Raw genomic sequence first — 24,786 nt, forward strand, 5'->3', positions numbered from 1 at the left:
GCACGAGTGCGGCCCGCTGCCCGTGGAGGTGCCCTCCGCACTCGCCCCGCTCGTCGCCGTCGTGCCCGGCGCCGCGGCCGGGCCCGCCGCCGCCCGCAACGTCGGGTGGCGCGCCGCGGACGAGGAGTGGATCGCCTTCCTCGACGACGACGTCCTCCCCGGCCGTGACTGGGCGGCCCGCCTCGCCGCCGACCTCGCCGCTGCCGCCGACGCACGGGTGGCCGGAAGCCAGGGACGCATCAGCGTTCCGCTCCCCGCCGACCGGGCGCCCACCGACTGGGAGCGGTCCACCGCCGGCCTGGCGACGGCCCGTTGGATCACGGCGGACATGGCCTACCGGCGCTCCGCGTTGGCGGCCGTCGGCGGCTTCGACGAACGGTTCCGCCGCGCCTTCCGCGAAGACGCGGACCTCGCCCTGCGGTTGCTCGCCGACGGCTGGCTGCTCGTCGAGGGCGAGCGCCGCACCCTCCACCCCGTACGCCCTGCCGACCGCTGGGTGTCGGTACGCGCCCAGCGCGGCAACGCCGACGACGTCCTCATGACGAGGATTCACGGCCGCAACTGGTGGCACAGAGCGGGCGCCGGCCGCGGACGGCTGCCCCGGCACCTCGCCACCACGGCGGCAGCGGCGGGGGCGCTGGCCGCCGCCGCTGCCCGGAGGCCGTGGACGGCGGCGGCGTGCGCCGGCGCGTGGGGCCTGGGCACGGGCGAGTTCCTCTGCGCAAGGCTCCGCCCCGGCCCACGCGCCCGCGAGGAGCTGCTGACGATGGCACTCAGCAGCCTGCTGATCCCCCCTGCCGCCTCCTTCCACTGGCTGCGTGCCTGGCTGGGCCCGCTTCCCGCCCGCGAGGAGGGAACATGAACGGCCACCCGCTGAGGTACCCGAACAGGGACGGCGGACGGTCAACTCCGCTGCGTCACCGCCCACTTGCAGGCGCCGACCTCGGGGCGTTCGCCCGGAGTCGCCCGAAGGGTGCCGCGTGGAGCCTGTCGGGTCGTGCGGGTGCTTCCGCCCCGGATCACCCGGAGGGTACCGACGCGTCCGCGTCGACTCCGCGGTGCCGCGTCCCGCTTGCCGGTGTGCACTTCGGGCCGTCCGTCCCGGGCCGCCCGCCGGGCGCCACGCGGAGCGTGTCAACTCCGGGCCGTCATGATCCGCTCGGCGGCACGTACGCCGAGCCGTCCCGTCCGAGCCGCCCGACGGGTGCCGCGTGGAGCGTGACGAGTCCGCTGCACCGTACCTCGCTTGTGCGCGCGCACTTCGGGCCGTCCGTCCCGAGCCGGCCGGTGGGCGCCGCGTGTGGAATGTCGACTCCGCGGCGCCGCACCTCACTTGTGGGCGAGCAACCCGCGTCGTCCGTCCCGGGCCGCCCGCCGGACGTCGTGTGGAGCGGGTCGACCCCGCGCCGCCAGCCCCCGTTCGCAGTCGCTAACAATCCGCCGGGTGCCGCATGGCATGCGGCGACTCCGCGGCACCACGCCTCGGACCGAGGCGCACGCCCGGAGCCGCCGCTTCCGGGCCCGCCCGGCGCCGCCTGGAGCGTGCCGACTCCGCACCGCCGCCCCCCGCTTACGAGCGCCTCCGCCCAGGACCGCCCACCGGGCACCCCGCAGAGCCGCGAACCCCGCCCCCCGGACGCCGTAGCGCGGCCCGAGGTGTCCTGGCACCGGGACGGAACGGACGGGCCGTTGCTGCGGATGCCCCGCCGGCCGGGCCCGAGGGTCGGCCCGGGCCCCCGCGGGATGCCGGCCGTGGTCCTCTTCGACCTCGACGGGACCCTCGTCGAGGACGTGCCCCACAACACCGACCCCGAACGGGTGCGGGCGCGCCCGTACGCAGGGGAGGCGCTGGAGCTGCTCAGGGCGGCCGGCGTGCCGGCAGGGGTGGTGACCAACCAGCCGGACCTGGGGCGCGGCGTGCGCTCCCGGAGCCAACTCGAGGCCGTGCAGGGCCGGGTGGAGGAGCTGCTCGGGCCCTTCGCGGTGACGGTCCTCTGCCCGCACCCGCCCGAGGCGGGATGCGCCTGCCGCAAGCCCGAGCCGGGACTCGTCCTCGTGGCGTGCCGGGTCCTCGGGGTGCGGCCGGAGGAGAGCGTCGTGATCGGCGACATCGGGACCGACATGGCCGCTGCCGACCGTGCCGGAGCCACCGGCGTGCTCGTACCCGACGCGGCCACCCGCCCGCAGGAGGTGCGCGCGGCGCCGCGGACCGCGCCCGACCTCGCCACGGCGGTCCGCACGGCCGTCCTGTCGCCGGGGCGGTACGGAGGCCCGTCGTGACGCGGCCGCACACGCTCGTGGTCCGGCTCGACAGCGCAGGCGACGTCCTCCTCGCCGGGCCCGCGGTGCGGATGGCGGCGGCCGGATCGCGGCGCGTGACGCTCCTCGCCGGGCCGCCGGGCGCGGGCGCGGCGCGGCTGCTGCCGGGCGTGGACGAGGTGGTGGTCCACGAGGCGCCGTGGGTCGCGCGGGACGCGCCGCCCGTGGACCCCGCCGAGTGCACCGCCCTCGTCGACGGCCTCGCCCGGCGGCGGATCGACCGCGCGCTCGTCCTCACCTCTTACCACCAGAGCCCGCTGCCGACGGCGCTGCTGCTGAAGCTGGCCGGAGTGGCATGGGTCGCCGCCGACAGCGAGGACTACCCCGGCTCGCTCCTCGACCTGCGGCACCACCGCGCGCCCGGCCGGCACGAGGCGGAGGCCGCCATGGACCTGGCGGCCGACTCCGGGTTCGTTCTGCCGGAGGGCGACGGCGGCGGCCTGGCGACCACGCCGCCGCCGGAGACCGCCCAACTGACAGGCAGCGACCCGTACATCGTCGTCCACCCGGGTTCGTCGGCGCCGGCGCGGGCCTGGAGCGAGCAGCGGGCGGCGCGGGCCGTTGCGGCGCTCGCCGCTGCCGGCCACCGCGTCGTCGTCACCGGTGACCGCCGGGAGAAGAAGCTGACGTCGGCCGTCGCCGGGCGTCACGCGCTCGACCTGGGAGGCAGAACGGGGCTCCGCGAACTCGCCGGCGTTCTCGCGAGGGCCGACGCGGTGCTCGTCGGCAACACCGGGCCCGCGCACCTGGCGGCGGCGGTGGGCACGCCGGTGGTGTGCCTGTTCGCGCCCGTGGTGCCGGCCGAGCGCTGGGCGCCCTTCGGGGTGCCGCACGTGCTCCTGGGCGACCAGGAGGCGCCGTGCGCGGGGAGCCGCGCGGTCTCCTGCCCGGTGGCGGGCCACCCGTGCCTCGACGCCGTCGAGGACGCCGACGTCCTGGCCGCCTTCGACCTGCTGACGGCGCCGCACCCGCGGAGGACGAGCACCGGCACGAGCTTGGAGGCCCGCACATGAGAGTCCTGCTGTGGCACGTGCACGGCTCCTGGACGACGGCGTTCGTGCAGGGCCCGCACACCTACCTGGTCCCGGTGCTGCCCGACCGCGGCCCCGACGGACTCGGCAGGGCCCGCACCTTCGCCTGGCCCGACTCCGTACGGGAGGCCACCCCGGAGGAACTGGCCACCGAGGACGTGGACGTCGTCGTCCTCCAGCGGCCCCACGAGGCGGAGCTCGCCGCCCGCTGGCTGGGCGGGCGACGCCCGGGGCGCGAGGTCCCCGCGGTCTACCTCGAGCACAACGCGCCCGACGGCGCCGTGCCCGACACCCGGCACCCGTGCGCTGACCGGGACGACCTCACGCTCGTCCACGTCACCCACTTCAACCGGCTCTTCTGGGACAACGGCACCACCCGCACGACGGTCATCGAGCACGGCGTCGTCGACCCGGGACACCGGTGGACGGGCGAGGTCGAGCGGGCCGCGGTGGTCGTCAACGACCCGGTGCGGCGCGGCAGGCACGTCGGGACCGACCTGCTGCCCGCGCTGAGCGAGGCGGCCCCGCTCGACGTCTTCGGGATGCGCACCGACGGACTCGCCGCGCACCTGGGGCTGCCGCCCGAGCGATGCAGCGGCCAGGACTTGCCGCAGGAAGGGCTCCATGCGGAGCTCGCACGGCGCCGCTGCTACGTGCACCCCGTGCGGTGGACCTCGTTGGGGCTCTCGCTGCTGGAGGCGATGCACCTCGGCATGCCCGTCGTCGCGCTCGCCACCACCGAGGCGGTCGAGGCCGTACCGCCGGGGGCGGGGGTGCTCTCCACTCGTCCCGAGGTGCTCGCCGAGGCGGCCCGCCACTACCTGGACGAGCCCGAGGCCGCGGCCGAGGACGGTGCCAGGGCCCGGCGTGCCGCGCTCGGGCGCTACGGCCTCAAGACGTTCCTGCACCGCTGGGACCAGCTTCTCGAAGAGGTGACCCGCCGATGACCACCGCGAAGGAGAAGCCGTTGCGCATCGCACTCGTCTCGGAGCACGCCAGCCCGCTCGCCGCTCTCGGCGGCGCCGACGCGGGCGGCCAGAACGTGCACGTGGCCCGGCTCGCCGAGACGCTCGCCGACCACGGGCACCGGGTCACCGTCTACACCCGGCGGGACTCCCCGCAACTGTCGGAGCGGACGCCGCTGCGGCACGGCGTCGACGTCCACCACGTGCCGGCAGGCCCGCCGACGGCGGTTCCCAAGGACGAACTTCTGCCGTGCATGGGCATGTTCGCCGCTTGCCTCTCGGCGCAGTGGGCCGCGGAGCGACCCGACGTGGTCCACTCGCACTTCTGGATGTCCGGGTTGGCGACCCTCCAGGCGGCGCAGGAGCGGGGGCTCCCGTTCCTGCACACCTACCACGCGCTCGGCACCGTCAAGAAGCGTCACCAGGGCGAGGCCGACACCAGCCCGGGGGAGCGCATCCCGTGCGAGACGGCGATCGGGACCGCCTGCGACCGGGTAGTCGCCACCTGCCGCGACGAGGTCGAGGAGCTGGCGGCGATGCTGGTGCCGTCCGACCGGATCTCCGTCGTGCCCTGCGGCGTCGATCCGCGGGTCTTCAGCCCGGAAGGGCCGCGATGGCGGCGGCCGAGCCGAGGGCCGCTGCTCGTCCAGGTCGGGCGGCTGGTGCCGCGGAAGGGCGCCGCCCTCTCGGTGGCGGCCCTCGCCCGCGTCCCCGGGGCCGAACTCGTCGTCGCCGGGGGCCCGTCGGGCCCGGAGCTCGAAGCCGACGCCGAGGTGCGGCGGCTCCGGCGGCTGGCGAGCGAGTACGGCGTCGCGGATCGGGTGCACCTCACGGGCGGGTTGCCGCGCGAGGACGTGCCGCCGCTGCTGCGCGCGGCCGACGCGGTGCTGTGCCCGGCGGAGTACGAGCCGTTCGGGATCGTCCCGCTGGAGGCGATGAGCTGCGGGACGCCGGTGGTGGCGACCGCGGTCGGCGGGCAGCGCGACACCGTCGTGCACGGCGACACCGGGCTGCTCGTACCGCCCGACGACGCCGACGCGCTCGCCGAAGCCGTCCGGACGCTGCTGGCGATGCCCGACGGGGGCCGGCGGTTCGGCGCCGCGGGACGGCGCCGGGTGCTGGCCAAGTACAGCTGGGCGCGCGTGGTCGCGCAGACGGAAGAGCACTACCGGCAGGTGCTGGCCGCACGCGCCCCGGCGCTGAGCTCCGCGGCGGCACCTGCCTCGCCGTGAGCCCCGAGACCCCGCAGACCCCGAGGAGAAGGAGGGAGGCCGTCGGCCGCATCCGGCGCTTCGGCCGCTGCCATGCTTCCACTCGACGCCGCACACGCACACTGCCTGGCCGTCGAAGAGGCCGTCGGCCTCTTCCGCCGGGAGCACGCCGCCCGGGTCGCCGACTGGGGCGAGCGGCTGGCGGCCGCGCTCCACAGGGGCGGCCGGCTCCTGGCCGCGGGCAACGGCGGCAGCGCCGCGCAGGCCCAACACCTGACGGCGGAGCTCGTCGGCCGCTACCAGGCCGAGCGCGCACCGTACTCCGCCGTCTCGCTCCACGCGGACACCTCGGCGGTGACGGCGGTCGGCAACGACTACGGCTTCGACGACGTCTACGCGCGGCAGGTCACGGCGCACGGCCGCACCGGCGACGTCCTCGTCCTGCTCTCGACCTCCGGCCGCAGCGGCAACCTGCTGCGCGCCGCGGCGGCGGGCCGGGAGGCCGGGCTGCGGGTGTGGGCGCTGACGGGGCCCGCCCCCAACCCGCTGGCGAGGGAGGCCGAGGACGTCCTCAGCGTCACCGCCGCGACGACTGCCACCGTCCAGGAGGTGCACCTCGTCGCGGTCCACCTGCTGTGCGAAGCCTTCGACACCGCGCTGGAGGAGCTCGCCGGAAGGCTGGAGGAGGCCTCGCCCGCCGTCGGCCCCGAACCCGCGGGGCTCGCTTCCGCGCCAGCGGCCGAGGGGGAGGCCCCTCGGTTGATGCGCACGGCGAACGGCCGTTGGGCGCCGGAGAGATGACGGAGGCTCCCACAACCGGGACCGAGCGGAGGACGTGCCATGCCCAGGAACCGCCAACTCGTCGTGGTCGGCGACACGTTGCTCGACACGGACGTGGAGGGCCACGCGCACCGCCTCGCGCCGGACGCGCCCGCGCCCGTCCTCGACGTGACGGGCGAGCACCACAGGCCCGGCGGCGCGGGGCTCGCCGCGGTACTGGCCGCCGCGGCGCCGCACGAGGGGCCCGAGGTCCCGCAGATCGTGCTCATCACCGCGCTGGGGCAGGGCCGCTCCGACGCGCTGGTACGGGAGTTGCTGGCACCGCGCGTACGGCTGCTGGAGCTGCCGCTGCGCGGGACCGTGCCGGAGAAGACCAGGCTGTGCGCCGAAGGGCGGCCGCTCCTGCGGCTCGACCGCGGCGGCGGCACCGTCGGCCCGATGACCGACGAGGCGCGAGCGGCGCTCGCCGGCGCGCAGACCATCCTCGTCTCCGACTACGGGCGCGGCGTCGCCGCCAGGCTCCGCGCCGAACTCGCCGTCCTCGCCGGGCACACCCAGCTCGTGTGGGACCCGCATCCCAAGGGCGAGCCACCGGTGCCCGGCGCCAGGCTGGTGACGCCCAACGCCGAGGAGGCGCGGGCGCTGTGCGCCGAGGAGTCCGCCGAGCACGGCGCTGCCGAGGAGGACGCCCGCCGGCTCGACGAGGACGGGCCGTACGGGCACGGGCTGCGCGGCGTCGCCCTGGCCTCGCGGTGGCGCAGCATGGGGGTGGCCGTGACGCTCGGCAGCCAAGGGGCGGTGCTCGCCCGGCCGACCGACGAGACGCCGCTGTACTTTCCCGCGCTCCATGAGGCGGGCGGAGACCCCTGCGGAGCCGGGGACTGCTTCGCGGCCACGGCCGCGTGGGCGCTGGCGGGCGGGGCGCTGCCCGAGGAGGCCGTACAGGAGGCGGTCGTCCGTTCCGGCGCGTTCGTCGCGGGCGGCGGGGTGCGCGACCGCACCCTGTGGGACGGTGCCGCGGCGTCCCCGGCGTCGGGCCTGCGGCTGACGCCGCCGACCGCGCGGGGGACCGACGCGCGGGAGCTCGCCGCCGAGGTGCGGGCGCGCGGCGGGACGGTGGTCGCGACGGGCGGCTGCTTCGACCTGCTGCACGCGGGACACGTCGGCATGTTGCAGAACGCCCGCCGCACCGGCGACTGCCTCATCGTCTGCCTCAACTCCGACCGCTCGGTGCGCCGCCTCAAGGGCGAGGGCCGCCCGCTCACGCCCCAGGCCGACCGGGTCTCGGTGCTCGCCGGGCTCGACTGCGTGGACGCCATCGCCGTCTTCGACGAGAGCACCCCGAGCGACCTGCTCCGCGAACTGCGCCCGCACGTCTGGGTGAAGGGCGGCGACTACGGCACCGAACGGCTCCCGGAGGCGGACACCTTGGAGGAGTGGGGCGGCCGGGTGCTGCTCCTGCCCTACCTGGACGGCCGCTCGACGACCGCCCTGGCGCGCCGCGCCGCCGGCGAGCCCGCGGGCGAGCCGCCGTCATGACGGGCGAGGGCGCCGCGCGCGTGCTGGTGCTGCGGGCGCTGGGCCTCGGCGACCTGCTCACCGCCGTCCCCGCGCTGCGGGCGCTGCGCCGGGCCCTTCCCGGCCACCGACTCGTCCTCGCCGCACCGCAGTCGCTCGAAGAGGCGGTCCGTACGACCGAGGCTGCGGACGTGCTGCTCCCGACGGGCGGCGCCGGCCGGGAGGTCCCGGACGAGGTTCCGTGGCCCTGGCCGGAACCGCCGCGGCTCGCCCTCGACCTGCACGGCAACGGACCGGCCAGCAGGGACCTCCTCGCCCGCCTCGCCCCCGGACGTCTCTGCGCCTACGCCGACGCGTCCGGCCCCTCCTGGCGAGCCGACGAGCACGAACGCGCCCGCTGGTGCCGCCTGCTGACCTGGTACGGCATCCCCGCGGACCCCGACGACCTGCTGCTGCCCCGCCCGGGCGCGGCCTCGCCCGCGCCCGGCGCCGTCGTCGTGCACCCGGGCGCCGACGCGGGGGCGCGGCGCTGGCCCGCCGACCGGTTCGCCTCCGTGGCGCGGGAGTTGAGCGACCGGGGCGCCGAGGTCGTCGTCACGCACGGTGCGCAGGAGGAGGCCCTCGCACACGGGGTCGCCGAGCGGGCCGGGCTGCCTCGCGGCGCGGTGCTCGGCGGACCCGAGGGGCTGCCCTTCGGGACGCTCGCGGCGCTGGTGGCCGAGGCCCGCGCGGTCGTCGTCGGCGACACGGGGCTGGCCCACCTCGCCTCCGCCCTGGCCGCACCCTCGGTCGTCCTCTTCGGTCCCGTCTCGCCCGCAGTGTGGGGCCCGCCCCCGCACGCCAGACACCGCCCGCTGTGGCGCCCCGGCCCGTCGGACGGCACGGCCCCCGGCGACCCGCACGGCCCGCTGCCCGACCCGCGGTTGCTCCGGCTCGCTCCCCACGAGGTCGTGGAGGCCGTCGAGGCCCTGCCGCGCCCGCGGCCCGTCCACTCGCCCGGGCCCGCGTCGTGAACGTCCGGGCGCTGCTCACCGGCTGGTTCAGCTTCCTCGACGGGGAGGCGACAGCGGGGGACGTGCTCGCGCTGCGCCGTGTCGAGGAGGTGATGCGGGAGCGCCGAGTGCCCTACGACGTCGTGTGGAGTCCGGGGTTCCGTCCGGGCGCGCTGTCCTTCGGGGACGTCGAACCCGGGCGCTACGGCCTGCTGTTGTTCGTCTGCGGGCCGCTGCACGGACCCCAGGTCGCCGCGCTCCACGAGGAGTACGCGCACTGCCGCCGCCTCGCCGTCGGCGTCTCGGTGATCGATCCCGCGGACCCGGCCGTACGCGGTTTCCACGAGGTGATCGCCCGGGACGGCCCGGGCGTCGCCCCTTCGGCCGACCTCTCCGCCGGCACCCGGCCGCCGCGCACGCTGCCGCCCGTCGTCGGGGTCGTCCTCACCGGCGGACAGGAGGAGTACGGAGAGCGCCGCCGCCACGCGGGGACGGCCGAGCGGATCACCGGCTGGCTCTCCCGACAGGACTGCGCGCGGCTGCCGTTGGAGACGCGGCTGGACGACCGCGACTGGCGCCTGTGCCGCACCCCCGAGCAGTGGGACGCCGTGCTCTCCCGGCTCGACCTGGTGGTCACCGACCGCCTCCACGGCCTGGTGCTCGCGCTCCGCTCCGGCGTGCCGGCCCTCGCCGTCGACCCGGTGGCGGGGGGCGCGAAGGTCAGCGCGCAGGCGCAGGCGATGCGTTGGCCCGCCCTCGTCCACGCCGAGCGACTGGACGACGCCGCCCTTGAGCACTGGTGGGAGTGGCTCCGCACGGAGGGCCCTGCACATGCCGCGGCCCACGCCGCCTCCCCGCCGCCGGACCTCGTCGCCGCGGCGCTGCGGTCCGCGCTCTTCGCGTGAGGCCCTTGACGTGGCGTGGCGCGCAGGCGGGGCGTGAGCGAACGACGCGGCCGGCCGGGCGAAGGGTTCGCCGGGTCCCGCGTCTCACAGCCGTCGGGTGGCGAGCGTCAGCCGGTCCCGCGCGTCGAGGAGCGCGTCCTGGATCGTCTGCTCGTGCGCGGCGGTGAGGCGGGCGACCGGGACGGAGCAGCTGATCGCGTCGCGCGCCGGCGTGCGGTAGGGGACGGCTACGCCGAAGCAGCGCAGTCCCAGGGTGTTCTCCTCGCGGTCGATGGCGAAGCCGCGTGCGCGTATCGCGTGCAGCTCCTCGACGAGCTTCTCGCGGTCGGTGTGGGTGTGTTCGGTGAGCTGCGGAAGCTCCGCCGGCAGCAGGGCCCGCACCTCGTCGTCGCTGTGGGTGGCGAGGAGTGCCTTGCCGAGCGAGGTGGAGTGCGCGGGGAGCCGGCGGCCGACGCGGGTGAACGGGCGGAGGTAGTGCTGCGACTGTCGGGTGGCGAGGTACACGACGTTGGTGCCGTCGAGCCTGGCGAGGTGGATCGTCTCGGTCGTGTCGTCGGAGAGGCGGTCCAGGGTGGGGCGGGCGGCGGCCACGACCTCGTCGCCGTCGATGTAGGAGGTGCCGACGAGGAGGGCGCGCACCCCGATGCCGTAGCGGGTACCGGTGAGGTCGGTCTCGACCCAGCCGAGGTCGACGAGCGTGCGCAGCAGCATGTAGAGGCTCGACTTCGGATACCCGACCGCCTCCTGGACGGCCGCGAGCGAGTGCATCCCCGGCCGCCCGGCGAAGTACTCGAGCAACTCCACCGTCCGCACAGCCGACTTGACCTGCGAACCGCCCGTCCCGCCTGCCGCCATCGACCTTGACCCCCTTGTTCGCACGGCCATACAGTCCCCGCATATTCACTTACCGGGATGGTGTTCAGCATATCGAACGAGAGGGCTGAACCCCCAATCGCCCGTCAGGAGGCTTTCGTTGGCAGTTCCAGTGTGGAGCGTCGACCCCAGGACCGGAAACCGGCGCGAGCAGGTGACCGAGGAGGCCACGGCCGCCGACGTCGACGCCGCGGTGCGGGCGGCGCACCGCGCGAGCGACAGCCTCGCCGACCGTGCGGGGCGCGCCGCCTTCCTGCGCGCGGCCTCGGCCGAACTCCTCGCCGCGCAGGGCGAGATCGTGCCCGTCGCCGACGCCGAGACCGCTCTCGGCGCCGCCCGCCTAGACGGCGAGATGGCCCGCACCGCCGCGCAACTGCGCGCGTTCGCCGACGAGTTGGACGACGGCGCCTACCTGGGCGCCACCGTCGACCACGCCGACCCGGAGCGCATCCCGCCGCTCCCCGACCTGCGCCGCGTCAAGATGCCGCTCGGCGTCGTCGCCGTCTACGCCGCCTCCAACTTCCCGCTCGCCTTCTCCGTCCCGGGAGGCGACACGGCGAGCGCCCTCGCGGCGGGCTGCCCCGTCGTCGTCAAGGCCCACCCCGACCACCCCGCCACCTCCCAGCTCTGCGCCGCAGCGCTGCGGCGGGCGGCCGCCTCCGTCGGGTTGCCGGCCGAGGTGCTCACCGTGGTCCACGGCTTCGACGCCGGGATCGCCCTCGTGGAGCACCCGCTGGTCGCGGCGGCCGGCTTCACCGGTTCCGTACGCGGCGGCCGCGCCCTCTTCGACGCCGCGACGGCCCGCCCTCGTCCGATCCCGTTCCACGGCGAGCTCGGCTCGCTCAACCCCGTCGTCGTCACCGAGCAGGCGGCGGACGAGCGCCCCGACGAGATCGGCGCCGGGCTCGCGGGTTCGGTCACCCAGGGCACGGGCCAGTTCTGCGTGAAGCCGGGGCTCGTCCTCGTCCCCGAAGGCGCAGCGGGCGACGGCCTGTTGGCCTCGCTCGGCGAGGCGCTGACGGCGGCACCGGCCGGGCCGCTCCTCGACGCGCGGATGCGGGAGGCGTTCCTCGCAGGCGTGCACCGCCGCACCGAACTCGAAGGCGTCGAGGCGCCGGTCGCCGCGGGCGAGGGCGCGGCGGAGAACACGGTGGCCGCCGGGTTCCTCACCGTGCCGGCCCGCCGGATAGCCGAACCGGGCCCGCACGAGCTGCTGTTGGAGGAGTGCTTCGGCCCCGTCACCGTCGTCGCGCGGTACCGGGACGCGGAGGAGGCCGGCGCCGTGCTCGCGGTGCTCCCCGGCAACCTGACAGCCACGGTGCACGTGGGCTCCGAGGAGGCGCGTGAGGAGAAGGGGAGGGGCGCCGAGCTGCTCGCCCGACTCGCCCCGCTCGCCGGCCGGTTGGTCGTCGACGGCTGGCCGACCGGTGTCGCCGTCGCTCCTGCGCAGCACCACGGCGGCCCCTACCCGGCCACCACTTCGACGTCGACCTCGGTCGGCGCCACGGCGATCGAGCGCTGGCTGCGTCCGGTGGCGTACCAGAACACCCCCGAGCCGCTCCTCCCGCCCGAGCTGCGCGACGGCAATCCGCTCGGGCTGCCCCGCCGCGTCGACGGCCGCAGGGAGGGCTGAGCCGTACGCACGAACATGGGGCGGGACCGCCGTGCGGTCCCGCCCCACATCCCCTGGGCTCAGCCCGTCACTTCACCGGGGTGAAGTCGCGCGCCCCGATGAACTCGGGGCGTCGGACCGGGGCCGCGAAGGGCTCGACGGCGGTGTTCTCGACGCTGTTGAAGACGATGAAGATGTTGCTCCGCGAGTACGGAGTGATGTTGTCACCGCTTCCGTGCATGCAGTTGCAGTCGAACCAGGTCGCCGAACCGGGCTTGCCCGTGAACAGCTTGATCCCGTGCGCCTCGGCGAACTTGGTGAGCGCCTCGTCGGACGGGGTCCCGGCGTCCTGCATCTGCAGGGACTTCTTGTAGTTGTCGCGCGGGGTCTCGCCCGCGCAGCCGAGGAAGGTCTTGTGCGACCCCGGCATGATCATCAAACCGCCGTTGGTGTCGTGGTTCTCGGTCAGCGCGATGGAGACCGAGACGGCCCGCATGTGCGGCAGTCCGTCCTCCGCGTGCCAGGTCTCGAAGTCCGAGTGCCAGTAGAAACCCGACGCGCCGAAGCCGGGCTTGAGGTTGATCCTGGACTGGTGGACGTAGACGTCCGAGCCCAGGATCTGCCGCGCCCGGTCCAGCACGCGCGGGTCGCGCACCAGTTTCGCGAAGACCTCGCTGATCTTGTGCACCTCGAACACCGACCGGATCTCGTCCGACTTCGGCTCGACGATCGAGCGCTCGTCGGCCCGGATCTCCGGGTCAGAGGTGAGCCGTCCCAGTTCCCTGCCGCACTCAGCGACCTCATCGGAGGTGAGGAGCTGGTCGACGGCGAGGAACCCGTCCCGCTCGAAGCCCGCCAGGTCCGAGCCCTCGATGGGCCCGGACGTACCCGGCTCGGACCACACGACGGGGTCCATCCGCGGCGTCGCCACCTCGGTGGCGCCACGAGTCGGGTACAGGTCGGCGGTGCGCTCGGGTGCGGTGGTCATGGATGTGCCTTCCTCTCCTCTCGTACGGCCCTGTCACATGGGCGGTGCGGCCGGCCGGCCTCGAACTGCGGTCAGTCCTCGTCCGGCTCGGTGAGCAGCGGGTAGACGCCGTTCTCGTCGTGGTCCTCCCGGCCCGTCACGGGCGGGTTGAAGACGCAGATGCACCGGAAGTCGGTCTTCGGGCGCATCGTGTGCTTCTCGTGCCCGTTCAGGAGGTACATCGTTCCGGGGGTGATCCAGTGCTTCTCACCGGTCTCTCTGTTGGTGAGTTCGGCCTCGCCCTCCACGCAGAGTACGGCCTCGATGTGGTTTGCGTACCACATATCCGTCTCTGTACCCGCGTAGAGGATTGTTTCGTGGAGCGAGAAGCCGACCCGCTCCTTGGCGAGGACGATCCGCTTGCTCTCCCAGGTGCCCGACGCCGACTTGATGTGGCGGTCGGTGCCCTCGACGTCCTTGAACGAACGAACGATCATGTGGTGGTGCCTCTCTCTGGGTGTTCGGCCCGAACGGGCCGGGTTTTCGTCCCCCGTCGCGGCGCCCGGACGGCGCGCGCGGGGTGCCCTCCAAAGGGGGCGGCCCGCCCCGGGTGGTACCGGGACGGGCCGGTGGCGACCGTCACCGCGGGCCTGATGCTCGCGCGGTGACGGCGCGTCGGGGGGACCGCGGTGCTACGCGGCCTCGCGGACGGAGCGCGCGAGGATGCGCAGGCCCTCGTCGAGCTCCTCCGGGGCAATGGTGAGCGCGGGCAGCAGCTTGATCACCTCGCTCTGCGGACCCGAGGTCTCGATGAGCAGCCCGTGCTCGAAGGCACGCTTCGCGACGCGGTCGGCGCGGGCCTTCTCCGCGAACTCCAGCCCCCACACGAGGCCGCGGCCGCGGAAGTCCGCGATCTCGCCCGGGTGTTCGTCGGCGATCGCCTTGAGCGCGGCCTCGACCTGCTCGCCCCGGCTGATGATCTGCTTCTCCATCTGGCCGTCGGTCCAGTACGTCTCCAGCGCGGCGGTCGCGGTGACGAACGCCGGGTTGTTGCCGCGGAAGGTGCCGTTGTGCTCGCCGGGCTCCCAGACGTCGAGCTCCGGCTTGAAGAGGGTGAGCGCCAGCGGCAGCCCGTACCCGCCGATCGACTTCGACAGGGTGACGATGTCCGGCTTGATACCCGCCTCCTCGAAGGAGAAGAAGGCGCCGGTGCGGCCGCAGCCCATCTGGATGTCGTCGAGGATGAGCAGCATGTCGTGCCGGGTGCACAGGTCGGAGAGGGCGCGAAGCCACTCGGCGCGCGCCACGTTGATACCGCCCTCGCCCTGCACGCTCTCGACGATCACGGCGGCCGGCTTGTTGAGCCCCGAGCCCTGGTCCTCCAGGAGGCGCTCGAACCAGAGGAAGTCGTCGACCTTGCCGTCGAGGTAGTCGTCGAACGGCATCGGGGTGCCGTGGACGAGCGGGATGCCGGCGCCCGCCCGCTTGAAGGCGTTGCCGGTGACGGCGAGGGAGCCGAGCGACATCCCGTGGAAGGCGTTGGTGAAGGAGACGATCGACTCGCGGCCCTTGACCTTCCGGGCGAGCTTCAGCGCCGCCTCGACGGCGTTGGTGCCGGTCGGCCCGGGGAACATGACCTTGTACGGCAGGTCGCGCGGTTCGAGGATCGTCGACTTGAACGTCTCCAGGAACGCCCGCTTGGCGCTCGTCGACATGTCGAGACCGTGCACGACGCCGTCCCGCTCCAGGTAGTCGAGGAGCGCGCGTTTGAGCACGGGGTTGTTGTGGCCGTAGTTGAGGGTTCCGGCGCCGGCGAAGAAGTCGAGGTAGGCGTGCCCGTCCTCGTCGTACATGTGGGACGCCTGCGCGCGGTCGAAGACGGTGGGCCAGCCACGGCAGTAGCTGCGCACCTCCGACTCCACGGTCTCGAAGACGCTGAGGTCAGGCTGGGTGATGGTCACGGCTTGCTCCAGGGAGTGGGTCGTGTGCGAGGAGTGTGATCGGGGCTTTTGGGGCGCACCGGCGGTGGACGGTGCGCGGTCGGGGCAGGGCCGCGGTCGGGCGCGCGCCTGCGGCGGTGGTCAGCGCCGTTCGTCGGCGAGCGCCACCGGGCCTATCCGGTACAGCACTTCGGGCTCGTGGCCCTCCTCGGGGAACGCCTCCGCTTCGAAGAGGACCTCCTTGGCGACGGGCGCGCCGTGGCGCTCCGCATAGGAGGTGAACAGCCGGTTCGAGGGGATGTTGTCGGGGGTGACCGTGGTCTCGATCCCGGCCGTGCCGAGCTCGCGGGCGGTGCGCGCCGAGAGCCCGTCGAGCATCGCCGCCGCCAGTCCGCGTCCGCGAGCCGCCTCGTCGACGGCCACCTGCCAGACGAGGAGCGTCTGCGGGCGGTCGGGACGTACGTAACCGGTGATGAAGCCGACCGGGGTACCTGCCTCGTCGCGGGCGACCACGGAGGTCGCCGCGTAGTCCCTGCACCACAGCAGGTAGCTGTACGAGGAGTTGAGGTCGAGCGTCCCCGAGTCCCTGGCGATACGCCAGATCGCGGCTCCGTCGGCCACGCGGGGAGTGTCCAGCTTCAGTCCCTCCGGCATTTCCCGGAAATCGCTGCGGGCACGTGCATCTTCTGCTTGTGCGGCGGTCATGCGGATTTAATTTACCTAGCAGAATCTCAAACTGCACGGGCGTGCGGGGTTACGTGTCCGAGGAGTCCTGTGTTATCGCGCGGGGGCGCGCAGGCGCGCATGCCCCTGCGTCGATCGCCGCCCGTGTCAGGATTTGCCCGGGCAAAAAGGGCGCGTTGTGGAATGTGTCACACCGCGGTAACCAGCGTGAGACGCGTTCGAATTACCGGCTAACAGCCCCTGAAATCGCGGCGTTTGAGGTAGCCGAAAGCGGGCAGAAGAAAACGGGAACCTGTGCTCTGAAACCCTGCCGCCGAATGCACTCTATTGTATGGGGTGCGGCGAGGACAGAGTTTTCCCGAAGAAGTTGGCCCCGGTTCACCGAGGCGTCTTCTCTTCTTCTCCCGACTCTCGGGGCGTGCGCCTCTCCTCGGCTTCCAACTCGTCGAGCGCCGCGAGCAGTTCGGCGGGCTCCGCGGTGCGTGGAGTCCGTGTCGACGAGGGCCCGGCGGACGGTCCCCGTGCGGTCGAGGAGGTACGTCGCCGGGATCGGCAGGGTGCACGGGTGGCCGCCGTTGACGCGTGCGAGGTCGAAGCCGAGCTGCCCGTACGCGGCTGCGAGTTCTTCGGGGAGGGCGGAGGCGAGGCCGAACTCCTCGGCGGCGCCCGAGCGAGGTGGAACCCGAGTTGCTCCTTCTCGGTCAGGACGAGCGACTCGTCGCGTATGTCGCAGGAGGGGCACCAGGTGCCCGGATAGAAGGTGACGATCAACGGGCCCCGGGCCAGCAGCGGTTGCGACGCCGCGCTGGCGGCCGACCAGGCCCGCGCTCTTCCGTACCGCGTACCCGGCCGCGCACCGCTGCTCGTATGGTGCCCCCATGGTTGAGAGCGGAACGCTGCACATCACGGGGCGGGTGCTCGTCGGCCCCGAGGACGTACGGGACGAACTCTGGGTCGTCGACGGGCGGATCACCTTCGAGCGGCCGGGGGCGTCGGCCGGTGCGCAGACGCGGCTGCACGGTTGGGTGCTGCCCGGGCTCGTCGACGCGCACTGCCACGTCGGCCTCGACGCGCACGGCGCGGTACCGGAGCAGCAGAGCGAGGAACAGGCGCTCACCGACCGCGGCGCCGGCGCCCTGCTGCTCCGCGACGCCGGCTCGCCCGCCGACACCCGCTGGATCGACGACCGCGACGACCTGCCCAGGATCATCCGCGCCGGCCGCCACATCGCCCGCACCAAGCGCTACGTCCGCAACTACGCGCACGAGATCGAGCCGGGCGACCTCGCGGCGTACGTCCGGAACGAAGCCAAGCGCGGCGACGGCTGGGTGAAGATCGTCGGCGACTGGATCGACCGGGAGGAGGGCGACCTGAGCGCGTGCTGGCCGCGGTGGGCGATCGAGGAGGCGATCGACGCGGCGCACGAGGAGGGCGCGAGGGTCACCGCGCACTGCTTCGCCGAGGACTCACTCCGCGACCTCGTCGAGGCCGGGATCGACTGCATCGAGCACGCCACGGGGCTCACCGAGGACACGATCCCGCTCTTCGCCGAACGGGGCACCGCCATCGTCCCCACGCTCGTCAACATCGCCACTTTCCCCCTGCTCGCCGACGGCGGCGAGGCCAAGTACCCGCGCTGGTCCGCGCACATGCGCCGGCTCCACGCGCGCAGGTACGAGACGGTCCGGGCGGCGCGGGACGCGGGCATCCCCGTCTACGCGGGGACGGACGCCGGCGGCTCGCTCGCGCACGGCCTCGTCGGCGAGGAGGTCGCCGAACTCGTCGCGGCCGGCATCCCCGCCGCCGAGGCGCTCTCCGCCGCCGCCTGGGGCGCGCGGTCCTGGCTGGGGCGGCCCGGGATCGAGGAGGGGGCCCCGGCCGACCTCGTCGTCTACGCGGAGGACCCGCGCGCCGACGTACGGGTGCTGACGGCGCCCGAACACGTGGTACTGCGCGGAGCGGTGCGTTAGCGGGGACCGTATCCTCGGGCGGGTCACCGACTCCAGGGGGCCGCATCATGACCGAGCGCAAACCGCCGGGGATCAGCTTCGAGTCCTGGGCCGACCGGCAGATCCGGGAGGCCGAGCAGCGCGGCGAGTTCGACGACCTGCCCGGCAAGGGCAAGCCGCTGCGCAGCCTCGACCAGCCCTACGACGAGTACTGGTGGCTCCGCGAGAAGGCCGAGCGCGAGAACCTCAGCTACCTGCCGCCCGCCCTCGTCCTGCGCAAGGAGGCCGAGCAGGCGCGCGAGCGGGCGGTGGCGGCGCGCAGCGAGGCCGAGGTGCGGGCGGTCGTGCGCGAGGTGAACGAGAAGATCCGGGCCGCGATCCGGAACCCGCCGGAGGGGCCGCCGCTGAACGTCGCGCCGCTCGACGAGGAGCGGCTCGTCGCCGCCTGGCGGGAGCGCCGCCCCTCGGCCTGAGGGCCCCTGGCGTCAGTAGGCGATCCTGCCCTTGTGGAACTGGCCGTCGAAGACGACCTGGAACCGTGCACCGTTCCGTACGTTGCTCGCGATCACCTTCCACTTCGCGCCGACGCGGACCTTGCGCGCGCAGTCGGGTCCCGGGTGGAAGCGGACGCAGACCTTCGTGGCGCCGCCCGAGGCGATGCGCAGGTTGATGTCCTTGCACCGGGAGGACGCGCGGTACGTGCCGCGGGGGTGGGGGATGAAGCTGTCGGCCTTCGTGTCGTAGGAGACGGCGTGCGAGAGGCAGGCCGATGCCGCCCGGTGCCGGGCGGGCGAGGTCTGCTCCGCGGTCGCGTGCGCGGGGGGCGACGAGGGCGGAGAGCGCGGCCGGCGCCGCGGCGGCGCAGAGGGCGAGGGGGCGAGCGGGCATCGGGTTCCCTTCCCGGGGGCGGTGCGTGCGGGAGCGTCGACAGGGTCTCAACTCGCCGCCGTCCCGGGCGTGGTGGACATGCCGGTTGTCGCCCGCTCGGCGGGCCGGGTCAGAGCCGGCCCGCCGCCATGTCGAAGAGCCGCCGCAGTACGGCGCCCCCGCTGACCCGCAGGCCGTCGTGGTCCCATGTGCCGGTGACCCAGGTCCGCACGCCTGGGACGGCCGCCGCGGTGGCGAGGGACGCGTCGCGGTCCACGTACATGTCGTCGTCGTAGACGGCGGCGAGGACCGGCACCTCGTTGCGGGCGAGGCGGTCGGGGGCGTAGAGGTCGGGCCAGTCGGTGCGTGCGGCGAGGAGGTGCGCCGTCTCGTCGAGGGGGCGCAGGGACGGGTCGGTGGTGAACATCCAGGGGTAGACCATCTCGCCCGTGAAGGGGACGGGGAGGCCGTCGGCCACGGATCTCGCCGCGTCGAAGTCGGGGAACTCGGCGCGTACCCGCTGGGCCGCCCAGCCGGTGCCGCGGGGCGTGACCGACCGCTGGGCGTAGATCGCCTCGTGGAGAGCGGCGAAGAGCGGGCTGCCGGCGAAGGAGACGGCGGAGCGGACCTGCTCCAGGAACGCCTCCGAGAGCACGCGGCCCGAAGTTCCCCTGGTCCAGGCGTCTTCCAGCAGGTAGTGGAGGCGGTGCGAGCCGGTCGTTTCGCCGAGCATCTTCCCGAGGAACTGGAACCTGGCGGCGGTGAGCGGGCTGCCGTCCGGGAGGCGTACGTCGGTTTCGAGGAGGTGCGCCGCGATCCGCCGCACGGTCGCGGCGTCCTGGGGGTAGCGCGCGTAGTGCGCCGTGACCTTGCGGGCCACGCGCGGGTAGGCGGCGCGGTAGACGTCGTCGGCCGAGGTGCGCAGGCCGGGGAGGCCGCCGGTGACGAACACCTCGTGGAGGCCCTCGGGCGCCTGCGAGAGGTAGGTGAGGGCGCAGAAGCCGCCGAAACTCTGGCCGAGCAGGGACCAGCGGACGTCCTCGCCGAGCAGCTCGCGGCGGATCGCCTCGGCGTCGCGGACGATCGCGTCGGCGCGGAAGTGGGCCAGGTACGACGCCTGCTGCTCAGGGGTGCCGCGGAGCGGGAGCGTGGTCGCGTCGGCCGGGGTGGAGCGGCCGGTGCCGCGCTGGTCGAGGAGGAGCACCCGGTAGCGCTCCAGGGCGACTTGGAGCCAGTGCTCCGCGCCCACGGGGCGGGGTGCCGGGTTGCCCGGGCCGCCCTGGAGGAAGAGCAGCCAGGGGAGTCGCTCGTCCTCGCGCCCCGCGGCGACGACCTCCCGCGCGTACACCTCGATCCGTTCGCCCGAGGGTTGCTCGTGGTCGAGGGGGAGGGTGAAGCGGTGGTCGGTGAGGACGGTCCCCGGGTGGCGCAGTACGGGCAAGGCGGCTCTCCTCGGTGTGTGTTGGGCAGGTCAGTGCCCGTGCTCGCCGGGGCGGTCGAGTACCGCGGCGAGCGCGGACGTGAACGCGTCGCTCGTCGCGCGGTCCCGGACGGCGACGCGGAACCACTCGGAGCCGAGCCCGGGGAAGGTGTCGCCCCTGCGCACGGCGAAACCGCGCCGTCGGAGGGCTTCCCGCAACCGCGGTGCGCGCGGGTGCCGCAGGAGGAGGAACGGGCCCTGCGGCTGGGGCGTCGCCGTCTCCAGGTCCGGCAACTCCCGCAGTCGGGCGAGGAGATGGGCACGCCGCTCGCCGAACTCCGCGGCGGCCGACTCCGCTTCGGCGAGCGCCGCCGGCTCGCTGCACGCCTCGGCCGCGGCGAGCGCGGGCGCGGAGACGGGCCACAGCGGCTGCTGGTGCGCGAGGAGCCGGGCCGTCTCCGGATCGGTGAGGACGTAGCCGATGCGCAGCCCGGCGAGCCCCCACGTCTTGGTGAGGCTGCGCAGGACGAGCAGCCTGCCGGGCAGGCGGCCCAACTGGGGTACGAGGGAGTGGCGTTCGCCCGGCACGGCGTCGACGAACGCCTCGTCGACGACGAGCGAGCGGCCCGGCCGTGCGAGCCGGGCGAGGTGTTCGGCCGAGTGGAGGACGCTCGTCGGATTGGTCGGGTTGCCGACGACGACGAGGTCGGCGGCCTCCGGGACGGCCTCCGGGTCGAGGCGGAAGCCGTCCGCGGCGTCGAGCAGATGGCGCGCGACGCGGTGCCCCGCGTCCCGCAGCGCCGCCTCCGGCTCGGTGAACTGCGGGTGCACCACGAGCGGTCGGGACACCGGCAGCGCCCGCGCGAGCAGGACGAACGCCTCGGCGGCGCCCGCGGTGAGCAGCACCTGCTCCGGCCGCACCCCGTGCCGCGCGGCGACCGCGGTGCGCGCCGCGGTGGGGTCCGGGTAGGCGGCGAGGTCGTCGAGCGACGCGGCGAGGCGGGCGCGGAGCCACGGCGGCGGGGTGCCGGTGCGCACGTTGACGGCGAGGTCGGTGAGCCCCGAGCCGCGGACCTCGGCGTCGCCGTGGTGGCGCAGATCGGGTGCGGGTTGCTCGGGTGCGGGGCGCGGCCTCCGGTCAGTCGGTGCGGACACGGTGCTCTCCTGTGGCTGCTGCGGCGACCGCGGCGGTCGCCCGTGCGGGGTGCGCCGCCGACCTGGTCTTCGGCACCAGCAGCCGGGCGGCGCCCACAGCACCGTACGGTGCCGCGGCCCCGAGCAGGGCGGCGGCCTCCGCCACCGAGGACGTGCCGAAGGCGGCCCGCGCGGTCGCCGACGCCGCCACGCCCGGCACGGCGGCCAACTCCGCGGCGCCGTACGCCCGCAGCGGCACCCCGAGCGCCCGCGCGGCGGCCCGCAGCCCCGGCTCGCCCTCCTTGCCCTCGACGGTCGCCAGCGCGCACGGCACCACCGCACCGGCGAGCGCGCGCACGCGGTGCACGAGCGCCAGCACCTCGTCTTCCGCGACGTCGCGGCATCCTCCGACGCCGATGACGACGGGGGTTGGAGGGGCGGGGGGTTCGTGGGTGGTCATGGGCGGGGTGTCGTGGTCCGGCGCGTCGGGCACGTTCGCGTGTACGCGGACGTGTCGGGCCGTACGCGTGCGGAGCTGGCGCGTCGGGTGGGTGTGGCGCACGGTGGGCGGTGCGGGAGCGGGGCTCCCGCGACGGGCGTGCGGGCCGGACGAAGACGTCCGCGGACCGCGGAGTGGGGACGAGGCGCCTCGGCGGCCTTCCGGCGCGTCGGAAGCGACGCGAGCCGAGGCCGTGCCCTACCCGGACGAGGGGTGACGCCCGCTCCGCGGCCGGTGCACGCGGCGGCTGCCACCGCGCGACTCCCGCCGCACGCAAACCGGTCGCGGGACGAGCCCGCGGTGCGCGTCGCGCGGCGCCGTCCGCCGGCTGCCGCCCCCCTCACCGGCACTGCGCCACCAGCCGCGTGGGCAGCTCGGGCGCCGCTGCCCAGTGCAGGTGGAGGTAGGAGGCGTGGACACGGCCGTGGACGAAGCCCTCCGTGCGGCCGTCGAACCGCCAGGCGGGCGAGGCGCCGGCGGCGGGGGCGAGCGAGGTGCGGTGGAACTCGTGCCCGCGGACGGTCGTGCCCGCGGTGGTGAGGACGCTCGTCGTCGCGGCGGTCGCCTCGCGGTAGCCGAGGGTGAGCCGTTCGCCCATGTGCCCGGTGGCGTCGAGGACACCGCACATCTCGCGTCCGTCCAACTCCCTCGTGAGGTAGAGGAGTCCGGCGCACTCGGCTACGACGGGCCCGCGGAAGCCGGCGATGGCGGCGCGCAGCGGCTTGTTCTCGGCGAGTTCGGCCGCGTACACCTCGGGGAACCCGCCCCCGACGACGAGCGCGTCCGCCTCTGCCGGCAGGCGCTCGTCGTGGAGCGGGTCGAAGACGGCGATCTCCGCGCCTGCGGCACGCAGGAGTTCGGGGTGCTCCGCGTACCCGAAGGTGAACGCCGGGCCGCCGGCCACGGCGACGACGGGACGTCCCCTGGTCCGGCGCGCGCCGCCCGCGGCAGCCGGCGGCGTACCGTACGCGCTCGACTCGGTGCCGCCCGCCGCCTGTCGGGCCTGCGCGCCGACCGCCTCGACCGGGTCCCACGCCTCGGCGTCGAGAGCCGGCGCGCTGCGCGCGAGCGCCAGCAGCGCCGGCAGGTCGCACCCCTCGCGGACCTGTGCGGCGAGCGCGTCCACCGCCTCCACCGCCTCCCTCCGGCGCTCCGCTACCGGCACCAGCCCCAGGTGGCGGCTGGGCGCGCGCACGGCCTGCCGCCGGTGGAGCACGCCGAGCACGGGCACGGGCGAGTCCGCCAACGCCTCCCGGAGCAGGGCCTCGTGGCGTGCCGAGCCCACCTTGTTGAGGATGACACCGCCGAGCCGCACGCCGGGGTCCCAGCTCGCGAAGCCGTGGACCAGCGCGGCCACCGAGCGGGACTGCGAGGACGCATCGACGACGAGCACGACGGGCGCCCGCAGCTCCTTGGCGACCTGCGCCGTGGACGCGAGCTCGCCCCGTCGGGCCGCGCCGTCGTGGAGGCCCATCACCCCCTCGACGACGGCGAGTTCGGCCCCCGAGGCGCCGTGCGCGAAGAGCGGCGCGAGGCGCTCGGTGCCGCAGAGGAACGCGTCGAGGTTGCGCCCGGGGCGCCCGGTGGCGAGCGCGTGGTAGCCCGGGTCGATGTAGTCGGGGCCGACCTTGTGCGGCGAGACGGCGAGGCCGCGCTCCGCGAACGCGGCCATCAACCCCGTTGCCACGGTGGTCTTTCCGCTCCCCGAGGAAGGAGCCGCGACGACGAGCCGGGGCGTACCGCCCCCGCCTGCCCTCACCATTCGATGCCTCGCTGGCCCTTCTGGCCCGCGTCCATCGGGTGGCGCACCTTCGTCATCTCGGTGACGAGGTCGGCCGCCGCGCACAGTTCCTCCGGCGCGTTCCGGCCGGTGATCACGACATGCTGGTGGCCGGGGCGCGTGCGCAGCACCTCGACGACCTCAGCCGCGTCGATCCAGCCCCAGTGCATCGGGTAGGCGAACTCGTCGAGCACGTACATCCGGTACGTCTCGGCGGCCAGGTCGCGCTTGACCTGCTCCCAGCCCTCCTTCGCCGCCTCCTCGCTCTCCAGCTCCCCGTCGCGCTGGAGCCAGGACCAGCCCTCGCCCATCTTGTGCCAGGCGACACCGCCGCCCTCGCCGCTCTCGCCGAGCACCCGCAGCGCGCGCTCCTCGCCCACCCGCCACTTGGCGGACTTCACGAACTGGAACACCCCGACGGGCCATCCCTGGTTCCAGGCGCGCAGCGCCATCCCGAAGGCGGCGGTCGACTTCCCCTTGCCCGTGCCCGTGTGGACGGCGAGGAGGGGGCGGTTGCGGCGCTGCCGCGTGGTGAGGCCGTCGTCGGGGATCGTGTTCGGCTTGCCCTGCGGCATTACGCTGCCCTCCGGGTGCTGGTGGTCGCGGTGCGTACGAGCTCGGTCACGGTGTCCTCGCGCAACTCGTCGAGCGTGACGGCCTCTCCGCCGAGCGCGCACGCCAACTCCCCGGCGAGGCCGAGGCGTACGGGTCCCGCCTCGCAGTCGACGACGACGGAGGCGACGCCGTCGGCGGCGAGCAACCCGCCTGCCCTGCGGGCGCGTTCGACGGGTTCCGGCCCGCCGGTGGCCCGCCCGTCGGTGACGGCGACGAGCAGCGGGCGGCGCGACGGGTCCCGCATGCGCTCGACGCGCAGCACGTCGCGCGCGCGGAGCAGACCGGCGGCGAGCGGCGTGCGCCCGCCCGTCGGCAGCGACTCCAGACGGGCGGCCGCCGTGTCGACGGAGGAGGTCGGCGGGAGGGCCACCTCGGCGTCCGAGCCGCGGAAGGTGACCATGCCGACCTTGTCCCTGCGCTGGTAGGCGTCGAGGAGCAGTGAGAGCACGGCGCCCTTGACGGCGCTCATCCGCTTCCGCGCCGCCATCGACCCCGACGCGTCGACGGCGAAGAGCACGAGGTTGCCCTCCCGCCCTTCGCGCACGGCCTCCCGCAGGTCGTCCCCGCGCACGAGGAGGCCGGGCCCCGAGCGCCCGCGTGCCTGCTGGTACGGCGCGGCCGCGAGGACGGTGGCGCTCAAGTGGAGGCGTCCCAGGGCGCCTCGGGGGCGGCGCGCACCCGTGGTGCGGCCGTGCGCCGTGCGGGCACGGGAGCGGCGGCCTGCC

25 protein-coding genes are annotated in these 24,786 nt (G+C 74.9%); 14 read left to right on the top strand and 11 right to left on the bottom strand.

Annotated elements, in window-relative coordinates; translation table 11 throughout:
* The 9 genes from UWG_RS29830 to UWG_RS29840 all read left to right on the top strand — a co-directional run.
* On the top strand, window positions 1–862 hold an 862-nt coding region (locus UWG_RS29830; protein ID WP_016907208.1), incomplete at its 5' end, for a glycosyltransferase family 2 protein.
* An 881-nt stretch (window positions 863–1,743) separates the two neighbouring features.
* Window positions 1,744–2,280, top strand: coding sequence for a D-glycero-alpha-D-manno-heptose-1,7-bisphosphate 7-phosphatase (locus UWG_RS29835; protein WP_016907209.1), 537 nt, complete (start codon window positions 1,744–1,746; stop codon window positions 2,278–2,280).
* The gene (locus UWG_RS0110745) at window positions 2,277–3,332 is read left to right on the top strand and encodes a glycosyltransferase family 9 protein (RefSeq protein WP_016907210.1); all 1,056 of its coding nucleotides are present in this window, start codon (window positions 2,277–2,279) and stop codon (window positions 3,330–3,332) included. Before UWG_RS29835 ends, UWG_RS0110745 begins: the two co-directional genes overlap by 4 nt.
* Window positions 3,329–4,297 carry a glycosyltransferase gene (locus UWG_RS0110750; RefSeq protein ID WP_016907211.1) on the top strand — a complete coding sequence of 323 codons (969 nt, stop codon included), beginning with the start codon at window positions 3,329–3,331 and terminating at the stop codon, window positions 4,295–4,297. The genes UWG_RS0110745 and UWG_RS0110750 overlap by 4 nt, the downstream gene beginning before the upstream one ends.
* Complete coding sequence (locus UWG_RS0110755) at window positions 4,294–5,547, top strand: glycosyltransferase (RefSeq protein ID WP_016907212.1); 1,254 nt, start codon at window positions 4,294–4,296, stop codon at window positions 5,545–5,547. The genes UWG_RS0110750 and UWG_RS0110755 overlap by 4 nt, the downstream gene beginning before the upstream one ends.
* A gap of 72 nt (window positions 5,548–5,619) precedes the next feature.
* Window positions 5,620–6,327 carry a D-sedoheptulose-7-phosphate isomerase gene (locus UWG_RS0110760; protein ID WP_016907213.1) on the top strand — a complete coding sequence of 236 codons (708 nt, stop codon included), beginning with the start codon at window positions 5,620–5,622 and terminating at the stop codon, window positions 6,325–6,327.
* A gap of 39 nt (window positions 6,328–6,366) precedes the next feature.
* Window positions 6,367–7,845, top strand: coding sequence for a D-glycero-beta-D-manno-heptose 1-phosphate adenylyltransferase (gene rfaE2 / locus UWG_RS0110765; protein WP_016907214.1), 1,479 nt, complete (start codon window positions 6,367–6,369; stop codon window positions 7,843–7,845).
* Window positions 7,842–8,837 carry a glycosyltransferase family 9 protein gene (locus tag UWG_RS0110770; RefSeq protein WP_016907215.1) on the top strand — a complete coding sequence of 332 codons (996 nt, stop codon included), beginning with the start codon at window positions 7,842–7,844 and terminating at the stop codon, window positions 8,835–8,837. Before rfaE2 ends, UWG_RS0110770 begins: the two co-directional genes overlap by 4 nt.
* Window positions 8,834–9,721, top strand: coding sequence for a polysaccharide pyruvyl transferase family protein (locus tag UWG_RS29840; RefSeq protein ID WP_016907216.1), 888 nt, complete (start codon window positions 8,834–8,836; stop codon window positions 9,719–9,721). The genes UWG_RS0110770 and UWG_RS29840 overlap by 4 nt, the downstream gene beginning before the upstream one ends.
* Window positions 9,722–9,805: 84 nt before the next feature.
* Here UWG_RS29840 and UWG_RS0110780 read toward each other — a convergent pair whose 3' ends face one another.
* A complete protein-coding gene (locus UWG_RS0110780) occupies window positions 9,806–10,576 on the bottom strand; it encodes an IclR family transcriptional regulator (protein WP_016907217.1) in 771 nt (256 codons plus the stop codon).
* Window positions 10,577–10,706: 130 nt separating this feature from the next.
* On the opposite strand from UWG_RS0110780, the gene UWG_RS0110785 reads away from it, so the two are divergent.
* Window positions 10,707–12,227 carry an aldehyde dehydrogenase (NADP(+)) gene (locus tag UWG_RS0110785; RefSeq protein ID WP_016907218.1) on the top strand — a complete coding sequence of 507 codons (1,521 nt, stop codon included), beginning with the start codon at window positions 10,707–10,709 and terminating at the stop codon, window positions 12,225–12,227.
* A 67-nt stretch (window positions 12,228–12,294) separates the two neighbouring features.
* Here UWG_RS0110785 and thpD read toward each other — a convergent pair whose 3' ends face one another.
* The 4 genes from thpD to ectA form a co-directional block, all read right to left on the bottom strand.
* Entirely contained in the window at window positions 12,295–13,194 is a 900-nt protein-coding gene (gene thpD, locus UWG_RS0110790) for an ectoine hydroxylase (RefSeq protein ID WP_016907219.1), read from the bottom strand.
* A 71-nt stretch (window positions 13,195–13,265) separates the two neighbouring features.
* On the bottom strand, window positions 13,266–13,670 hold the full coding sequence (locus UWG_RS0110795) for an ectoine synthase (RefSeq protein ID WP_016907220.1): 405 nt from the start codon (window positions 13,668–13,670) through the stop codon (window positions 13,266–13,268).
* A 195-nt stretch (window positions 13,671–13,865) separates the two neighbouring features.
* Window positions 13,866–15,134: a diaminobutyrate--2-oxoglutarate transaminase gene (gene ectB, locus UWG_RS0110800; RefSeq protein WP_016907221.1), complete on the bottom strand. Its 1,269-nt coding sequence runs from the start codon at window positions 15,132–15,134 to the stop codon at window positions 13,866–13,868.
* A 120-nt stretch (window positions 15,135–15,254) separates the two neighbouring features.
* Window positions 15,255–15,767: a diaminobutyrate acetyltransferase gene (ectA, locus tag UWG_RS0110805; RefSeq protein WP_016907222.1), complete on the bottom strand. Its 513-nt coding sequence runs from the start codon at window positions 15,765–15,767 to the stop codon at window positions 15,255–15,257.
* Window positions 15,768–16,362: 595 nt separating this feature from the next.
* Between ectA and UWG_RS0110810 the strand changes: the two genes are divergently transcribed.
* The 4 genes from UWG_RS0110810 to UWG_RS0110825 all read left to right on the top strand — a co-directional run bounded on the left by UWG_RS0110810 (window position 16,363) and on the right by UWG_RS0110825 (window position 18,490).
* Entirely contained in the window at window positions 16,363–16,554 is a 192-nt protein-coding gene (locus tag UWG_RS0110810; RefSeq protein WP_016907223.1) for a hypothetical protein, read from the top strand.
* A 121-nt stretch (window positions 16,555–16,675) separates the two neighbouring features.
* The gene (locus UWG_RS0110815; RefSeq protein WP_016907224.1) at window positions 16,676–17,767 is read left to right on the top strand and encodes an amidohydrolase family protein; all 1,092 of its coding nucleotides are present in this window, start codon (window positions 16,676–16,678) and stop codon (window positions 17,765–17,767) included.
* Window positions 17,768–17,814: 47 nt separating this feature from the next.
* Window positions 17,815–18,219: a DnaJ family domain-containing protein gene (locus UWG_RS0110820; protein WP_016907225.1), complete on the top strand. Its 405-nt coding sequence runs from the start codon at window positions 17,815–17,817 to the stop codon at window positions 18,217–18,219.
* Window positions 18,220–18,301: 82 nt separating this feature from the next.
* Window positions 18,302–18,490, top strand: a complete 189-nt coding sequence (locus UWG_RS0110825; protein ID WP_016907226.1) for a hypothetical protein — start codon at window positions 18,302–18,304, stop codon at window positions 18,488–18,490.
* A 253-nt stretch (window positions 18,491–18,743) separates the two neighbouring features.
* Here UWG_RS0110825 and UWG_RS0110830 read toward each other — a convergent pair whose 3' ends face one another.
* The 6 genes from UWG_RS0110830 to UWG_RS0110855 all read right to left on the bottom strand — a co-directional run.
* Window positions 18,744–20,054 (bottom strand): alpha/beta fold hydrolase, encoded by a 1,311-nt coding sequence (locus UWG_RS0110830; protein WP_016907227.1) that lies wholly within the window; start codon window positions 20,052–20,054, stop codon window positions 18,744–18,746.
* A 30-nt stretch (window positions 20,055–20,084) separates the two neighbouring features.
* Window positions 20,085–21,188 (bottom strand): Rv2231c family histidinol phosphate aminotransferase CobC, encoded by a 1,104-nt coding sequence (gene cobC / locus UWG_RS0110835; RefSeq protein WP_016907228.1) that lies wholly within the window; start codon window positions 21,186–21,188, stop codon window positions 20,085–20,087.
* Entirely contained in the window at window positions 21,172–21,627 is a 456-nt protein-coding gene (locus UWG_RS0110840; protein ID WP_033196077.1) for a cobalamin biosynthesis protein, read from the bottom strand. The genes cobC and UWG_RS0110840 overlap by 17 nt, the downstream gene beginning before the upstream one ends.
* Before the next feature lie 379 nt (window positions 21,628–22,006).
* On the bottom strand, window positions 22,007–23,428 hold the full coding sequence (locus tag UWG_RS0110845) for a cobyrinic acid a,c-diamide synthase CobB (RefSeq protein WP_029391349.1): 1,422 nt from the start codon (window positions 23,426–23,428) through the stop codon (window positions 22,007–22,009).
* Complete coding sequence (cobO, locus tag UWG_RS0110850; RefSeq protein ID WP_016907231.1) at window positions 23,422–24,021, bottom strand: cob(I)yrinic acid a,c-diamide adenosyltransferase; 600 nt, start codon at window positions 24,019–24,021, stop codon at window positions 23,422–23,424. The genes UWG_RS0110845 and cobO overlap by 7 nt, the downstream gene beginning before the upstream one ends.
* Window positions 24,021–24,786, bottom strand: a 766-nt coding sequence (locus UWG_RS0110855; protein WP_016907232.1) for a vWA domain-containing protein, incomplete at its 5' end; no start/stop codon positions are given. The genes UWG_RS0110855 and cobO, both read right to left, overlap by 1 nt.

Origin of the sequence: Streptomyces xiaopingdaonensis (genome assembly GCF_000262345.1) — a bacterium.
Classification (GTDB): domain Bacteria; phylum Actinomycetota; class Actinomycetes; order Streptomycetales; family Streptomycetaceae; genus Streptomyces; species Streptomyces xiaopingdaonensis.

What these genes read in the sequence shown, in the direction of transcription:
- UWG_RS29835 (WP_016907209.1), top strand. Translation starts at nt 1,744, where the DNA reads ATGCCGGCCGTGGTCCTCTTCGACCTCGACGGGACCCTCGTCGAGGAC.
- UWG_RS0110750 (WP_016907211.1), top strand. Translation starts at nt 3,329, where the DNA reads ATGAGAGTCCTGCTGTGGCACGTGCACGGCTCCTGGACGACGGCGTTC.
- UWG_RS0110755 (WP_016907212.1), top strand. Translation starts at nt 4,294, where the DNA reads ATGACCACCGCGAAGGAGAAGCCGTTGCGCATCGCACTCGTCTCGGAG.
- UWG_RS0110760 (WP_016907213.1), top strand. Translation starts at nt 5,620, where the DNA reads ATGCTTCCACTCGACGCCGCACACGCACACTGCCTGGCCGTCGAAGAG.
- rfaE2 (WP_016907214.1), top strand. Translation starts at nt 6,367, where the DNA reads ATGCCCAGGAACCGCCAACTCGTCGTGGTCGGCGACACGTTGCTCGAC.
- UWG_RS0110770 (WP_016907215.1), top strand. Translation starts at nt 7,842, where the DNA reads ATGACGGGCGAGGGCGCCGCGCGCGTGCTGGTGCTGCGGGCGCTGGGC.
- UWG_RS0110780 (WP_016907217.1), bottom strand. Translation starts at nt 10,576, where the DNA reads ATGGCGGCAGGCGGGACGGGCGGTTCGCAGGTCAAGTCGGCTGTGCGG.
- thpD (WP_016907219.1), bottom strand. Translation starts at nt 13,194, where the DNA reads ATGACCACCGCACCCGAGCGCACCGCCGACCTGTACCCGACTCGTGGC.
- UWG_RS0110795 (WP_016907220.1), bottom strand. Translation starts at nt 13,670, where the DNA reads ATGATCGTTCGTTCGTTCAAGGACGTCGAGGGCACCGACCGCCACATC.
- ectA (WP_016907222.1), bottom strand. Translation starts at nt 15,767, where the DNA reads ATGCCGGAGGGACTGAAGCTGGACACTCCCCGCGTGGCCGACGGAGCC.
- UWG_RS0110815 (WP_016907224.1), top strand. Translation starts at nt 16,676, where the DNA reads ATGGTTGAGAGCGGAACGCTGCACATCACGGGGCGGGTGCTCGTCGGC.
- UWG_RS0110820 (WP_016907225.1), top strand. Translation starts at nt 17,815, where the DNA reads ATGACCGAGCGCAAACCGCCGGGGATCAGCTTCGAGTCCTGGGCCGAC.
- UWG_RS0110840 (WP_033196077.1), bottom strand. Translation starts at nt 21,627, where the DNA reads ATGACCACCCACGAACCCCCCGCCCCTCCAACCCCCGTCGTCATCGGC.
- UWG_RS0110845 (WP_029391349.1), bottom strand. Translation starts at nt 23,428, where the DNA reads ATGGTGAGGGCAGGCGGGGGCGGTACGCCCCGGCTCGTCGTCGCGGCT.
- cobO (WP_016907231.1), bottom strand. Translation starts at nt 24,021, where the DNA reads ATGCCGCAGGGCAAGCCGAACACGATCCCCGACGACGGCCTCACCACG.